At 58.7% G+C, this 13345-nt stretch carries 12 protein-coding genes; 5 read left to right on the plus strand and 7 right to left on the minus strand.

The annotated features are described in order from the left end of the window. Window positions 1–67 precede the first annotated feature (67 nt). The 4 genes from ftsP to M8318_RS08015 form a co-directional block, all read right to left on the minus strand. Window positions 68–1480, minus strand: coding sequence for a cell division protein FtsP (gene ftsP / locus M8318_RS08000; protein WP_262661860.1), 1413 nt, complete (start codon window positions 1478–1480; stop codon window positions 68–70). Window positions 1481–1539: 59 nt separating this feature from the next. Then, window positions 1540–2277 carry a 1-acylglycerol-3-phosphate O-acyltransferase gene (plsC, locus tag M8318_RS08005; RefSeq protein WP_106995824.1) on the minus strand — a complete coding sequence of 246 codons (738 nt, stop codon included), beginning with the start codon at window positions 2275–2277 and terminating at the stop codon, window positions 1540–1542. Window positions 2278–2399: 122 nt separating this feature from the next. Continuing rightward, window positions 2400–4658 carry a DNA topoisomerase IV subunit A gene (parC, locus tag M8318_RS08010; protein ID WP_262661863.1) on the minus strand — a complete coding sequence of 753 codons (2259 nt, stop codon included), beginning with the start codon at window positions 4656–4658 and terminating at the stop codon, window positions 2400–2402. A 120-nt stretch (window positions 4659–4778) separates the two neighbouring features. Continuing rightward, window positions 4779–5180, minus strand: a complete 402-nt coding sequence (locus M8318_RS08015; protein WP_106995826.1) for a YgiW/YdeI family stress tolerance OB fold protein — start codon at window positions 5178–5180, stop codon at window positions 4779–4781. Window positions 5181–5318: 138 nt separating this feature from the next. On the opposite strand from M8318_RS08015, the gene qseB reads away from it, so the two are divergent. The 5 genes from qseB (at window position 5319) to lysM (ending at window position 8942) form a co-directional block, all read left to right on the plus strand. After that, window positions 5319–5978, plus strand: a complete 660-nt coding sequence (gene qseB, locus M8318_RS08020; protein ID WP_262661865.1) for a quorum sensing response regulator transcription factor QseB — start codon at window positions 5319–5321, stop codon at window positions 5976–5978. Further along, window positions 5975–7324, plus strand: a complete 1350-nt coding sequence (gene qseC / locus M8318_RS08025) for a quorum sensing histidine kinase QseC (protein ID WP_262661866.1) — start codon at window positions 5975–5977, stop codon at window positions 7322–7324. The genes qseB and qseC overlap by 4 nt, the downstream gene beginning before the upstream one ends. A 106-nt stretch (window positions 7325–7430) precedes the next feature. After that, window positions 7431–8012 carry an NAD(P)H-dependent oxidoreductase gene (locus M8318_RS08030; protein WP_166184023.1) on the plus strand — a complete coding sequence of 194 codons (582 nt, stop codon included), beginning with the start codon at window positions 7431–7433 and terminating at the stop codon, window positions 8010–8012. A gap of 29 nt (window positions 8013–8041) precedes the next feature. After that, on the plus strand, window positions 8042–8356 hold the full coding sequence (locus M8318_RS08035) for a putative quinol monooxygenase (protein WP_262661867.1): 315 nt from the start codon (window positions 8042–8044) through the stop codon (window positions 8354–8356). A 145-nt stretch (window positions 8357–8501) separates the two neighbouring features. Continuing rightward, on the plus strand, window positions 8502–8942 hold the full coding sequence (lysM, locus tag M8318_RS08040) for a peptidoglycan-binding protein LysM (RefSeq protein ID WP_106995830.1): 441 nt from the start codon (window positions 8502–8504) through the stop codon (window positions 8940–8942). A 41-nt stretch (window positions 8943–8983) separates the two neighbouring features. On the opposite strand, the gene M8318_RS08045 is transcribed toward lysM, so the two are convergent. The 3 genes from M8318_RS08045 to M8318_RS08055 are packed head-to-tail and all read right to left on the minus strand — an operon-like array spanning window position 8984 to window position 13284. Then, window positions 8984–10171 carry a glycoside hydrolase family 88 protein gene (locus M8318_RS08045; RefSeq protein ID WP_262661868.1) on the minus strand — a complete coding sequence of 396 codons (1188 nt, stop codon included), beginning with the start codon at window positions 10169–10171 and terminating at the stop codon, window positions 8984–8986. 28 nt (window positions 10172–10199) lie between these two features. Beyond that, complete coding sequence (locus M8318_RS08050; protein WP_181247333.1) at window positions 10200–11444, minus strand: oligosaccharide MFS transporter; 1245 nt, start codon at window positions 11442–11444, stop codon at window positions 10200–10202. A 31-nt stretch (window positions 11445–11475) separates the two neighbouring features. Beyond that, on the minus strand, window positions 11476–13284 hold the full coding sequence (locus M8318_RS08055; RefSeq protein WP_262661871.1) for a DUF2264 domain-containing protein: 1809 nt from the start codon (window positions 13282–13284) through the stop codon (window positions 11476–11478). Window positions 13285–13345 lie beyond the last annotated feature (61 nt).

The raw sequence follows: 13345 nt of genomic DNA on the forward strand, positions 1-13345 counted from the left end.
TTTAACGCCGGGTGGCGGCTTCGCCTTACCCGGCCTACAAGCCCGTAGACCGGCCCACCCGGCACGATTACGGTGCCGGATTGATCAACATTTGTCCTACCGAGCCCCTGTCCATCATCTCCAGCGTCTGGCTGTGGAACAGGAACGGGAAGTGCGGCCAGGAGGGCTGACTGTAATAGACCAGCAGTTCAACCTGCCCGTCGACCCAGACGGTATCTTTCCAGCCCCGGTCTTCCGGGAACGGCATGGCGCCGTTGACGTTGCGCACCAGGAACTTCACCCCTTCGATATGGAATGACTGCGGCATGTCGGCGCGCACCGTCCAGCGCTCCCAGGTGCCCTGCTGGGCGGTGATATCAATGCGGTTCACATCCCAAAGCTGGCCGTTAATGCCCGGATCGTCACCGAGGCTGATATCCCGGCTGCGCACCGGCGTCCCGCTCAGAACCTCGTCCGGCAGCAGGCGCATCGGCAGGGTATCGGTCACCAGCGGCAACAGCCCGGTTGGTCGCAGGGTCAACACCAGGGTCGAGACCAGAATGCTCGAGGGTTCAAAGAAGCCGCGCAGGCGGTCAACGATGCTCGCCGCCTCGCCGCAGGTGATCGACACTTCATCGCCGTTGGTCATATCCACCAGGATTTCGCGTCGCTCGCCCGGTGCCAGCGCCAGCTGCTTAACCGGTACCGGGGCCGGTAAGAAGCCCTGATCCCCGGCAATCACGTGCAGCGCCCGGCCATCGCTCATCTGCAACAGATAGCGGCGCGAGTTGGATGCATTCAGCAGGCGCAGGCGCACCCAGCCGCGGGAGACTTCGACATACGGGCTCTGCGCGCCGTTCACCAGCAACGTGTCGCCGACAAAGCCACCGCTGCCCGGCTCGCTGTACTCCGGCGTACCGAAGTTATCCAGCCGCTTGTCCTGAATGATGATCGGAAAGTCGTCGACCCCGTAGTGATTCGGGATCGGCAGAGATTTGCTGACCTCATCTTCCACCAGCCACATCCCCGCCAGGCCGGTATAGACCTGCTGCGCGCTGCGGTTCGGGGTGTTGGCGTGATACCAAAGGGTGGCGGCGTTCTGGCGAATCGGCAGAACCGGCGCCCAATCGGCGCTCGGGGACATCATGCGTGGCGCGCCGCCCAGCAGCGGGCCCGGCACCTGCAAACCGCTGACGGTCATGGCAACGTTCTCCGCCAGACGGTTGCTGTAGATCAGTTTGACGTCATCGCCGCTCCAGACGCGCACGGTCGGGCCAAGGTAGCGCCCGTTAATGCCCCAGACGTTAGCCCGCGTCCCCTGGGTGAACGACCAGTGGGAACGCTGTAACGTCAGGAACAGTGGCTGACCGCGACGGGACTCGAGTAACGGCGGGATGGGCAGCGGCTGTTGCTGCCCGGCGGCGTGTGCCCTCAGCGGAACCGCACCTGCACAAAGGGCGATACCCGATGCCTGAATAAACTGACGGCGACTGAGTGACATAGTAGCTCCATGTATAATCGTACTAACAACGCGGGAATTCGTTTTCCCTTCAGGCCGGCTTAAACCCTGCCAGCGGCTTCGCGCTCTGCGACTTCTTTATCGAGCTCAGCGATTTTATTCAGCATTAATTCGCGGCAATGGGCCGCCAGCTCACGCACCTGATCTTTGCCATATTTACTGACATCGACCGGCGGCAGCATCTCGACGATCACCAGGCCGTTACGCAGGCGGTTGAGGTTAATCTTATTCGATGTGTTGGAAACACACACCGGAATAATCGGTACACCTGCCGCAATTGCGGCGTGAAACGCGCCAGTTTTGAACGGCAGCAGGCCGCGACCCCGGCTGCGGGTCCCTTCCGGGAACATCCAGATGGAGATCCTGCGCTTTTTGAAGTGGTTCACCACCTCGGCGATGGTACCGTGCGCTTTGGCGCGGTTGTTACGGTCAATCAGCAGGTTGCCGGTCAGCCAGTAGAGCAGGCCAAAGAACGGCACCCACAGCAGGCTTTTTTTGCCCACGGTCACGGTTGGCGGCTGAACAATTTTTGCGGCGGTGATCATATCGTAGTTGTTCTGATGGTTACCGATATAGATAGCGTTGCCGTGCTTCTCTACCCCTTCCGGCAGACGCGTCTCGACTTTCACACCAAACAGTGGCCCCAGACGGGCAAACATATGGCCAAAGGTGGCAACGTGCTTTGGATTGCGCGGGCTGAACAGGCAGTAAATACAGCCGAAAATACAGACCAGAATGCAGTAAATCACGGCAAGAATGGAACGAACAATTAATAGCATAGCGACCTCAAAAACCCCTGACAGCTGACGATTATACTGCAACTGTAAGCGGGTAACTCTTTTGTTTTTATAACGGATGTTTTACGCGAGACCCCCTCCTGAACGGAGGGGGAGGTGCCCTGTTACGCTTCGTTATCGCCCGCTTTAGCGCGGTGCGGCGAGTCGATCTCCACGCGTTCAATACGTTGCAGGCCACGCATCAACGACCCTTTGCGTCCACGTTCGCCGACCACTTTCTGCAGCTCTTCCGGACGCATTTTGATTTTGCGTTTACCCATGTGGAGGGTCAGAGTGCTCTGCGGCGGCAGGATAAAGAGGTGCGCCAGGCTGTCTTCGCCTGCGGCCGCGTCCGCCGTCGGGATGTTGATGATCTTGTTGCCCTTCCCTTTCGACAGCTGCGGCAGATCGCTCAGCGGGAACATCAGCATGCGGCCTGCGGCAGAGATCGCCAGCAGCATATCGCTCTCGTTTTCAATCACCAGCGGCGTCATCACCCGGGCGTTTTCCGGCAGGCTAATCAACGCCTTGCCCGCGCGGTTACGCGACACCAGATCGTTAAAGGTGCAGATGAAGCCGTAGCCCGCATCGGAGGCCAGCAGCAGCTTCTGCTCGTCGCTTTCCATCAGCATGTGCTCAACCGTGGCACCCGGCGGCAGCGTCAGCTTGCCGGTCAGCGGCTCGCCCTGCCCGCGCGCCGACGGCAGCGTGATCGGATCGATGGCGTAGCTGCGTCCGGTGGTGTCGATAAAGGCCACCGGCTGGTTGCTCTTACCTTTCACCGCGGCTTTGAAGCTATCGCCCGCTTTGTAACTCAGGCCCGGGGCGTCGATGTCGTGCCCCTTGGCGCTGCGTACCCAGCCGCTTTGTGACAGCACTATGGTCACCGGCTCGGACGGCAGCATGTCATGCTCGTTCATCGCTTTCGCTTCTTCGCGCTCGTGCAGCGGAGAACGACGATCGTCACCGAAGGCTTCGGCATCCGCCTGCAGCTCTTTCTTCAGCAGGTTGTTCATCTTACGGTCGGAGGCGAGGATCGCCTGCAGCTGATCGCGCTCTTTTTCCAGCTCATTCTGCTCACCACGGATCTTCATCTCTTCCAGTTTGGCGAGATGGCGCAGTTTCAGATCGAGGATCGCTTCAGCCTGGGTTTCGCTGATGCCAAAGCGCGACATCAATGCCGGCTTCGGCTCATCCTCGGTACGAATGATCTCGATCACTTCGTCGATATTGAGGAACGCCACCAGCAAACCTTCAAGGATATGCAGGCGCTTAAGCACTTTTTCCAGACGGTGATTCAGACGACGGCGTACCGTATCCCGACGGAAGGTCAGCCACTCGGTGAGGATCTCCAGCAGGTTTTTTACCGCCGGACGACCGTCGAGGCCAATCATGTTCAGGTTGATACGGTAGCTTTTTTCCAGATCGGTGGTGGCGAACAGGTGGTTCATCACCTGTTCCATGTCCACGCGGTTAGAGCGCGGCACGATCACCAGACGGGTCGGGTTTTCGTGGTCGGATTCGTCGCGCAGGTCATCCACCATTGGTAGCTTTTTATTGCGCATCTGGGCGGCGATCTGCTCCAGCACTTTCGCGCCGGAGACCTGGTGTGGCAGCGCCGTGATCACTACCGCGCCGTCCTCTTTGGTCCACACCGCGCGCATGCGCACCGAGCCGCGACCGTTCTCGTAGATTTTGCGGATTTCCGCGCGGGAGGTGATGATCTCCGCTTCGGTCGGGTAGTCCGGCCCCTGGACGATATCCAGCAGCTCATCCAGCGAGGTTTTCGGCTGTTCAATCAGGGTGATCGCCGCTTTCGCCACTTCACGCAGGTTGTGCGGCGGGATATCCGTCGCCATCCCCACGGCAATGCCGGTGGTGCCGTTCAGCAGGATGTTCGGCAGACGCGCAGGCAGCATTTTCGGCTCCTGCATGGTGCCGTCGAAGTTTGGTACCCACTCCACGGTGCCCTGGCCCAGCTCGCTGAGCAGCAGTTCGGCATATTTAGAGAGGCGGGATTCGGTGTAACGCATCGCCGCGAACGACTTCGGATCGTCCGGCGCACCCCAGTTCCCCTGGCCGTCGACCAGCGGATAACGGTACGAGAACGGCTGGGCCATCAGGACCATCGCTTCATAACAGGCGCTGTCGCCGTGTGGATGGTATTTACCCAGCACGTCACCGACGGTACGGGCGGATTTTTTAAACTTGGCGCTGGCATTCAGACCCAGCTCAGACATCGCATACACGATGCGGCGCTGAACGGGTTTCAGCCCATCACCGATAAACGGCAACGCCCTGTCCATGATGACGTACATGGAGTAGTTCAGGTAGGCGTTTTCCGTGAATTCATGTAGCGCGAGGCGCTCTGCCATATCGCTCATTAAATGGGATTCCTCAACTCAGAAACCAGTTGGTTTCAGGCAATATTGCCGCAGATACTACCTTATCTGGCGAGTCGAGTCACAAAGAAAAAGGGGCCGAAATAGCGGCCCCTTTCCGGGTTATTTGCTCAGCTTAATAACCTGTTTCACGTCGATTTCGAAATCGTTCCACTCTTTATCGACCTTGCCCTGCAGCTCAACCTTATCCTGCGGGGAAATGGTCTGGCCGTTCCAGTGTTTGTTGTCGATCTCGACGTTCACCGTGCCGCTCTCATCGCGGAAGGTGTAGCGGTCGTCGGACAGGCGCTCGGTGATGTTCCCGCGCAGTTTTACCCAGCTGTCGTCCTTCAGATCCTTGACCTTGGCGGCGGTGGTGAGGTTGGCGTCGTTATCGACAAAACCGCCCTGCTGGGTTTGCGTCTGGGTTGCCGTCGCTGACGGGCCGTTAAACCCGCCCTGAGCAGCAAACACCGGCGCGGTGGTGATCATCATGATGGCAGCAATCGCAGCGTATTTTTTCATCTTAACTCTCCCTTTAATGTCGTTTCGCAATCCATTAAACAGGGTAAACCTTAACAACTTCTTAAGCGGAAAATTTAAATTTTTTTACTGTACAGCCGGGCGTGACAGAGGGTTTACTGGCCGCAACAGGGAGGGAACATGCGCATTTTACTGGTAGAAGACGACAAGCTGATCGGCGACGGCATCAAGGCCGGGCTGACGAAACTGGGCTTCAGCGTGGACTGGTTTACCGAGGGTGAAACCGGCAGAGCGGCGCTCTACAGCGCCCCCTATGACGCGGTGGTGCTCGACCTGACCCTGCCCGGCCTCGACGGGCTGCAGATCCTGCGCGAATGGCGGGAACAGGGCCGCAGCGAGCCGGTGCTGATCCTCACCGCGCGGGATGCGCTCAACCAGCGCGTTGAGGGGTTGCGTCTCGGGGCCGACGACTATCTCTGCAAACCCTTCGCGCTGATCGAAGTGGCCGCCCGCCTTGAGGCGCTGGTGCGCCGCAGCCACGGTCAGGCGCACAGCGAATTGCGCCACGGCGGCGTGACGCTCGATCCTACCCGGCTGGTGGCCAGCCTTAATGGCGAAACCCTGGTGCTCAAGCCGAAAGAGTTCGCCCTGCTGGAGCTGTTAATGCGCAACGCGGGCCGGGTGCTGCCGCGCAAGCTGATTGAAGAGAAGCTCTATACCTGGGACGACGATGTCTCCAGTAATGCCATAGAAGTCCACGTCCACCATCTGCGCCGTAAGCTCGGCAGCGATTTTATCCGCACCGTGCACGGCATCGGTTATACCCTGGGTGATGCATGAAACTGACCCAACGCCTGAGCCTCAAGCTGCGCCTGACGCTGCTGTTCCTCGTCCTGTCGCTGACGGCGTGGTTTGCCGCCAGCCTTGTCGCCTGGCAGCAAACCAGCGAGAAGCTCGATAAGCTGTTCGACACCCAGCAGATGCTGTTTGCTAAACGGCTCCTGACCATGGATCTGGATGAGATCCGCGCCCCGGAACGGATGCGCGAGGTGCCGAAAAAGGCGAAACATGGGCATCTGGACGACGATGCGCTGGCCTTCGCCATCTACACCCCCGACGGCAAAATGGTGCTGAACGACGGCGAAAACGGGCGCAATATTCCGTATCACTATCGCCGGGAAGGTTTTGATAAAGGCCAGATCAACGACGATAACGACGAATGGCGCTTCTTATGGCTCACCGCACCGGACGGCGAGTACCGGGTTGTGGTCGGCCAGGAGCGGGAGTACCGCCAGGAGATGGCGCTGGACGTGGTCAAATCGCAGCTCACCCCGTGGCTGGTGGCGCTACCGGTGATGCTGCTGGTGCTAATCGTTCTGTTGAGCCGTGAGCTCTGGCCGCTAAAAAAGCTGGCGCAAACCCTGCGCGCCCGATCCCCCGATGCCACCGACCGGCTGCCGACGCACGGAGTGCCCGCAGAGGTCAGCCCGCTGGTGGATGCGCTGAATCAGCTTTTCGCCCGCACCGGGGAGATGATGGCCCGCGAGCGCCGCTTTACCTCGGATGCCGCCCACGAGCTGCGCAGCCCGCTCACCGCGCTGAAAGTGCAGACCGACGTCGCGCAGCTGTCGCTGGACGACCCGCAGGCGCAGGCGAAAGCCCTGGACCAGTTGCACGCCGGGATCGACCGGGCATCAAGGCTGGTTGAGCAGCTCCTGACGCTGTCGCGCCTGGATTCGCTGGAAAATCTGGACGATGTCGAACCCCTTAAGATGGCCGATTTACTCCAGTCGGCGGTGATGGATATCTATCACCCGGCGCAGCAGGCCGGGATCGAGATCCGCCTCTATATTCACGACCCGCAGGTCACCCGTACCGGGCAACAACTCCTGTTGAGCCTGCTGGTGCGTAACCTGCTGGATAACGCCGTGCGCTACAGCCCGCGCGGCAGTGTGGTGGAGGTGACGCTGGATACCCGCAGCTTTACCGTGCGCGACACCGGCCCGGGTATTGCGCCCGAGGCCCTGGCGCGGATCGGGGAGCGTTTTTATCGCCCGCCCGGCCAGGATCAGACCGGCAGCGGCCTGGGCCTGTCGATCGTCAAGCGCATCGCCATGCTGCACCGGATGCAGGTTTCTCTTCGCAACGGGCAGGATGGCGGATTTGAGGTCAGGATCGGCTGGTAAGAGATTATTGCTGTTTCAGCAAAAGACTTTGCACATTTTGCTAATTTCACCGCACCGCTGTCGCGCGTAGAATGGCCCTCAGACTCGCTACTCTGAGGACAACTTAATGAGCAATATTCTGATTATCAACGGCGCGAAAAAATTCGCCCACTCTAATGGTCAACTGAATGACACCCTGACCGAGGTCGCGGACGGCTTCCTGCGCGACGCCGGACATGATGTTAAGGTCGTGCGCACCGACGGTGAGTACGATATCCAGGCCGAAGTGCAGAACTTCCTCTGGGCTGACGTGGTGATCTGGCAGATGCCTGGCTGGTGGATGGGCGCGCCATGGACCGTGAAAAAGTACATGGACGACGTCTTTACCGAAGGCCACGGCGCGCTGTATGCCAGCGACGGCCGCACCCGCTCTGATGCCTCGAAGAAGTACGGCTCCGGCGGCCTGATTCAGGGGAAAAAGTACATGCTCTCCCTGACCTGGAACGCCCCGATGGAGGCCTTCACCGACGAAGATCAGTTCTTCCACGGCGTGGGCGTTGACGGTGTTTATCTCCCGTTCCACAAGGCCAACCAGTTCCTGGGGATGGAGGCGCTGCCAACCTTTATCACCAATGACGTGATCAAAATGCCGGATGTGCCACGCTATATCGCAGAATATCGCAAGCATCTCGCGGAAATTTTTGCTTAACTGGTGGCATGTTATCAGGAGAAATGACCATGCTTACCGTTATTGCTGAAATCCGCACCCGTCCAGGTCAACATCACCGTCAGGCGGTGCTGGATGAGTTTGCGAAGATTATCCCGACCGTTCTGGAAGAAGCAGGCTGCCACGGATACGCGCCAATGGTAGATACCGCCGCTGGCGTCAGCTTCCAGACCACTGCCCCGGACTCCATCGTCATGGTTGAGCTGTGGGAAACCGTGGCCCACCTCGAAGCCCACCTGCAGACCCCGCACATGAAAGCGTGGAGCGAGGCGGTGAAAGGTGATGTTCTGGAAACGCATATTCGTATTCTGGAGCAGGGGGTTTAACCTCCGCGGTATCGCCGGGCGGCACTGCGTTTGCCCGGCCTACGGTTTTTTAGGCCCGGTAACGTTAGGTTACCGGGCTTTTTTTATCACTCTAAACCGCACCTGCTATGCTTATTGCTGATTTCATTGTTATCTGGAGGAAGGAATGGGAATTTTTAACTTCGTTAAAGAAGCAGGTGAAAAGCTGTGGGACAACCTGACCGATCACAAAGGTCAAAGCGATAAAGTTTCTGAGCACCTCAAAAAGCTCAACATACCGGGCGCTGAAAAGGTGCAGGTCAACGTCAATGACGGTAAGGCCGTGGTGACCGGTGACGGGCTCACCCAGGAACAGAAAGAAAAAATCCAGGTCGCGGTGGGGAACATTGCGGGCGTCAGCGAGGTGGAGAACACCATCAACGCCACTGACACCCAGCATGAGGCCACCTACTACACGGTTAAATCGGGCGACACCCTGAGCGCCATCTCCAAAACCGTGTACGGCGACGCGTCGAAATACAACAAAATCTTTGAAGCCAACCGCCCTATGCTCTCCAGCCCGGATAAAATTTATCCGGGGCAGACGCTGCGTATCCCTGAAGCCTGACCATTGATGCCCGGTAAGCTTAGCGCCACCGGGCTTTTCGATTACCAGTAGAGCTTCCAGCTCTGGGTAAAGCGCACCAGCGCCTCAACGTAGAAGTAATCCCCCCAACTGGCACACTCATCCACGCCCTTGTTGCTGGCGAGGTGATAAACCGAGTGCTTCAGCAGGCCGTTGCCCTTCTCCTCTTTACCCATCAGATAGTGCTTCGTCAGCGAGGACATGATCCCTTTCGCCCACGCCAGATAGCGCTCGCGATCCGGATCGGTCACCGGCAGATGCTTCACCAGCTCCAGCAGGCCACATACCGCAATCGCCGCCGACGACGAATCGCGCAGGGCATCGGTGCCCACCAGGGCCAAGTCCCAGTGACAGACGTGATCCTCTGGAAGCCGGTTGAGGAAGTAGTTCGCCAGCCGTTTTGACAGGGCGATCATCGTCGCATCGCCGGTATAGATGTAGCTCAGCAGGAAGCCGTAGATCCCCCACGCCTGGCCGCGCGACCAGCAGGAGTCATCCGCATAGCCCTGCTGGGTATTGCCGTAGCGCGGTGCGCCGGTAACCACGTCCATATAGTAGGTGTGGAAGGTCGAGGCATCGTCGCGGATGAGGTATGTCGCGGCCTGCATGACGTGGGCTCTGGCGGCCTCGGCAAAGCGTGGATCCCCGGTCTGCTCGGTCGCCCAGTAGAGCAGCGGCAGGTTCATGTTGCAGTCGATGATCATCCGCCCGGCCTGCTGCGGATCCGCCAGATCACCCCACGCCTGGATGATCTTCGCTTTCTCGTGGAAGCGCTCCAGCAGCGCTTCGGCGGCCAGCAGCGAGAAGCCGCGCGCCTCGCGGCTGCCGGTCAGCCGCCAGTCCGCCACGCAGGAGAGCGTGTAGAGGAAGCCGAGATCGTGGGTATTGGTGTCGCTGCGCCCGGCGATGCGCAGACCAAAGGAGCGGGTGTGTTTCTCGGCCATGGCGCGGAATTTCTCCTCGCCGCTCATCTCCCACGCCAGCCACAGCTGCCCGGTCCAGAAGCTGGTGGTCCACTCGACGTTTTCCGTCAGCGGGTAAAATCCGTCCTTGCAGGTTTCCGCCGGGAACTGTTCACCGAACTCCGTTAAATGACGGCTAATCAGGTCGAGGACATGGCTGCGCGCCGAGCTTAATTCATCCCGGAAGGCGCGTTCATCCACGGGCGCGGGAATATCGGCCAGACGTTCCTCGGTGATATGACTTAACATAATTCGATTCCTTCTTTGACGGCGTAAATTAGTGGTGTTCTGCAACGTTCAGCGTTTTAGCCCCGCGCCATTTGCTCTGGCAGGCGGATAAGGTAAACGCAGAAATAAGGGTAAAGGTCAGCGCCGTGGCGCCCATGATGATATAGGTCTGCTCGAAGCCGATGCGGTCATACATATACCCGGCAGGTGACGACACCACGACGTTGCCGACGTAGAGCATCGCCTGGTAGCCCAGCAGGTACATGGTGGCATTGACGCGTTTATCGAAATGCTCGGCGATATATTTAAATACCGACACCAGCAGAAGACAGATTTCCAGTCCGTACAGCGGCTTGAGCACCGAAATTAACAGGTGCGAGTCGCACATCCCGGAAATAATCAGTCGCGCCCCGACAATCAGGCCGACGATTAACAATCCACGCTTAGCCCCGATAAAGTTCACGAACAGCGGGATCACCATATACATCACGAATTCCATCCCCGACTGCACGGTACCGAGATAGCCAAACACCGCGTTGCCCTGGTGAATATCATCGAAGAAGGTAACGAAATAGCGGGAGAACTGCTGCTCGGCGATAAACATCATCCACGCCACACCCGCCACGTACAGGCAGAAGGCCCAGAACTTGCGGCTGCGCAGTAAGGCATAGACATCCGCCGGGGCGATTTTCTCTTTGGTCAGCACCTCACCGGCATGCTCGGAGTTGGTGTTCACCTTCAGGTTCAGCAGGACGATCAGCATAATCACCGACGCCACGCTGCCCATAATGAAGTTGTAAGAGGGAGAGAGGTTAAACAGCAGGCCAGAGAACGACGACGCCACCGCCCAGCCCAATGAACCCCACATGCGGATCTGACCAAACTCCATGCCGTTCAGGCGGCTGAAACGGTCGGAATAGGATTCGCATGCCGCCACACCCGCATACCAGGCGAAGCTTAAATAGAGCGCGCCGATAATAATCCCCAGCATGGTGTTGGACATTAACAGCGGCTGATAAACGTAAATAAAGAACGGCGCCATCAGGGCGGACATCGCCACCACAAAATAGAGCAGGTATTTGCTCATGCCGATCTTATCCAGAATATAGCCGTAGATCGGTTTGAGAATAACGGAGAAGATGCCGTTGACCGCAAAGACGGTGCCGATCACCGACCCGCTGAGATTGGCTTTTTGTCCAAGCCAGATCGCCAGCAGACCAATACTTGCCGACCAGGTAAAGAAATAGAGAAAGATAAAACTGCTGATTTTGTAATATTCAGTTTTGTTATTCATACCATCCTCGCCGATATCCAGGGTAAGGGCTTTATAAAATGAACGACAGCTGACGTTCGCTTCCAGGTGCGCGAATCACCACCTGGTTATTGTTGATTTGCAGTTGCGGGCTTTCCGCCCGGTTTTTATTCTGAGCCGAGGCCGTCACCGCGCAGCACAGCCAGCTTTCGCCCTGTGGGATGGCGCTGGTGAGCACCGGAATGGCGGCGCATTCGGCAAACATGATGCTGCTGTTCGGCGGCGTCACCACGCTGTCCGGCTGGCGGCTAATGTTTGGTGAGAGATCGACGATGGCGCTGCTGCCGTTATCGGCGCTCAGGTAACTGCCCCGCCCATGAAGCTGCGGCTCGGTTTTCATCACCGCGAAGCCACCCTCAACCGTTTGTAAGGTGCGCGCGCTGGTGATGCGGTGCAGACGCAGATGCCACTCGCCGAACGGCACCAGCCAGCTATCAATGTGAACGTCATGCCACGGCGACCAGCGCGAGAAGATGTAGTTCTCGTCAACGCGCACCGTCTCGCACTCGCGGCGGCCGCGGAAGTAGTTGTCGCCATCGGCCAGCAGCAGCATCGAATCGCAGGCAGCGTGCTTGAGGCCGAAGCGTCCGCGCTCAATGGTGAAACCAAACCGGCTTGAGTAGGCAAATTTGGTGTATTTCGCCTCGGTGTTGACGTAGTTGTTCAGCTCCAGCTGTCCGGCGGTGAGCATGGTCACATGATCGGTGTGGATCAGGAGCTGTTGGGCATGGGGAATGACGCGCTTTTCGGCAAGCGCAGGCAGCGGCTGCTCGTCGGCCTGCCAGAACGGATGGCTCTCCGGCAGGGCCAGGATCAGGTACGTTTTCAGCGCCCAGTACGGCGAGCCGGGGGAGTTATAGTCCTCGCACATCGCCAGATTCGGGTAGGCAAAACCGAGGGTCAGGATCCCGTCGCGATCGGTTATCGGCTGCGGCTGCCACCAGCGCAGATGACGCAGGATAATCCCCTTCACAATACCTGGCGTGAACACCTCCAGCCCGGAGAAGGCCACTGCGCTCCAGAAGGCGACCATCGCGAAACGGTAGGTCAGGCTGCGACCAAAGGGCACCGAAGCGCCATCCGCGGCGGACATATAGATAAAGTCTTCGGCAAACAGACGCGAACGCTGGCGCAGCACTTTTGCCCGCGCCTCATCCCCGCTCAGGGTGGCGTAGATCAGGCCGTAGAAGTGAAACGCCATTGAAATGTAGTAATCCTTTGGCCGACCCGGGCCGTCGGAGTACCACCCCTCCCCCAGATAGTAGGCATCCATCATCGCGAAGCGGCGATCGATGGCCTGCTGGTCATACGGCAGTCCGGCACGCTTAAAGCCGAGCTGGACCATGATGGCGAAATAGTTCCAGTTGCTGTCCGGCATCGTTGCGTCGGTGATTTGGTTCAGCCAGGCGTGCAGGTTCATCAACTCGCGTTCGCTAAACCGCTCAGTGAGTTTGTCCTGCAGCAGCGCCAGCCCGAGGCCATAGGCCGCCATCTCCACCAGGCGCTGATCGTAAGGCCCGGCTTCGCCCCAGTAGCCTGCGCTTTGCGGGTCGGTGCCCTGCTTAATGGCGGCGATGTATTTGTCGTTGAACGGCGTGCTGTCCCCCGCAGCCATCAGCGGAAACAACCCCCACAATACCCGGGAGAGCCCCTCCATCTGCGCCACATCCGTGGCGTAGTGGGCGCTGGTATCCCCCAGCGAAAAGCGGGAACTGCCCGCCGGGAACTGGGTGTCTACCGCCGCCAGCAGGGTATTCAGGGCCGCCACCAGATCCTGGCGGGATGACAACGGATTTGATTTTTCTTTGTTTGCCGCGCACATAGGCTGGTCCTCGTAATCAACTGCGGCAAAGAATAGTTAATCAGCAAGGGGCAGAAATGTT

The sequence above is a fragment of the Leclercia tamurae genome, assembly GCF_025566055.1.
GTDB classification, from domain to species: Bacteria; Pseudomonadota; Gammaproteobacteria; order Enterobacterales; family Enterobacteriaceae; genus Enterobacter; species Enterobacter tamurae.